Annotated in this window: 1 pseudogene; it reads left to right on the forward strand. The window is 61.2% G+C overall.

What is annotated here, in order from left to right:
* Positions 1-1,052: pseudogene (locus tag AB4048_RS28790) on the forward strand (sugar transporter); the annotation flags it as partial.

A 1,052-nucleotide genomic window follows, 5' to 3' on the forward strand; every position in this document is an offset into this window, starting at 1 on the left:
CACCTGAAAGCCGATGTCCTCGTGGCCGATCGGGCTGCGACGCAATTCCAGGCAGCGGGTGATCCCGGCGATAAATTCAAACTGGCCGAGCTGAAGAGTGCGGCGGACACCGCACGCCGTCTCTATGAGACATATCTTCTGAACCTTTCCGATGCGAGACAGAGGATCACCTATCCCGTCTCGGATGCCGAACTGGTCTCGCAGGCGGTCGCTCCCGCATCGAAGAGCCAGCCTCGATCGGGCCTGCTTATGCTCTTCGCGGTCCTATTGGGCACCGGCGTCGGCATCGTGATCGCCACCATCCGCCACTTTGGAAACCGCGTTGTAACCTCCGCCGACCGGATCGGCGTCGAGACCGAGTTGGCGTGCATTGGTCAGGTTTCGGTCGCCAAAGGAGCGAGAGCGAAGGAAGACGAAGCACTGAAGAAGGAAAAACCCGCTTTAGAAAGGACGGATCGCAACATCGGCGATCCCAAGCAGAAATTCAGTCGGGACCTGCGCGATTTGAACGCGACGATTTCGGGGCTCCGGCGCAATCGAAAGGCTCGCCTGATCGGCTTCGTCGGCGCGGAACCGGGAGCCGGGGCAACGACCATGGCCTACAACGTGGCGCTTCTTGCCTCCGCCTCGGGGTCAAAGACCTTGCTGGTGGACGCCGCCGTTGCCAATCCCACGCTCAGCCAGATGTTTGCGAAAGAGGTGGCTCCCGGTCTGATCGAGCTCTTGGATGACGCCCCCGCCTATGCGCATTTCATTGCGGGGTGCGACAAGCGGCTGACCATTCTGCCGGTTGGCATCTTTAACGGCGTTACACCCGGCGAACGCATCGCCTCGGAGCGTATCTCCTTCAACCTGGCCGATCTGAAAGAGCATTTCGATCTCATTCTCGTCGATCTTCCCTCGATGCCGGATTCGGCGGACGCCAGGGCGATCGCGCCACATCTCGACGGGTCGATCGTGGTCGTCCGCCACGGCAAGACATCGTTCGACGCGCTGAGCTATGTCGCCGACGCGTTGCGCGACGTGGGCGCGATGGTCTTCGGCGTCGTTCT

The organism is Rhizobium sp. RAF56, from assembly GCF_052113965.1.
In the GTDB taxonomy this organism is placed as follows: Bacteria; Pseudomonadota; Alphaproteobacteria; order Rhizobiales; family Rhizobiaceae; genus Rhizobium.